Origin of the sequence: Methylobacterium sp. 37f, assembly GCF_023093475.1 — a bacterium.
Taxonomy (GTDB): domain Bacteria; phylum Pseudomonadota; class Alphaproteobacteria; order Rhizobiales; family Beijerinckiaceae; genus Methylobacterium.
The window spans coordinates 1-444 of the sequence record NZ_JAGHKN010000123.1 but is presented as its reverse complement, the minus strand read 5'-3'; the positions used below and the strand labels follow the sequence as shown (position 1 = coordinate 444).

Annotated in this window: 1 protein-coding gene; it reads left to right on the top strand. The window is 73.2% G+C overall.

Features of this window, described 5'->3' with window-relative positions; translation table 11 throughout:
* A partial coding sequence (locus tag J7U37_RS24920; RefSeq protein ID WP_247637501.1) for an Ig-like domain-containing protein occupies positions 1-444 on the top strand: 444 nt, incomplete at both ends.

Genomic DNA, 444 nt, shown 5'->3' with positions numbered 1-444 from the left:
CATCTCCGACAACGGCACCGTGCTCGGCACTGCGCTGGTCGGGACCGACGGACGCTTCACCTTCACGCCGACCACCCCGCTGGCGGACGGCAACAACGTCCTGACGGGCAATGCCGCCGATGCGGCCGGCAATGTGGGGGCGGGCTCCACCCCGGTCACCCTCGTGGTCACCGCCACGCCGGGCAACGGGGACACCACGCCTCCCACGGCCCCGGTGCTGGATGCCCTGGCGCCCACCAACGACACCACCCCGACCATCACCGGTACGGCCGAGCCGGGGGCGACCGTCATCGTCTCGAACGGCACGACCCAGATCGGCTCGACCGTGGCCGCTGCCGATGGCAGCTTCAGCCTGACGCCGGCCGCTCTGCCCGAAGGCACGGCCAGCCTCACGGCGGTCGCCGTGGATGCGGCGGGCAACGCCTCGCCCGCCTCCGCAGCGAC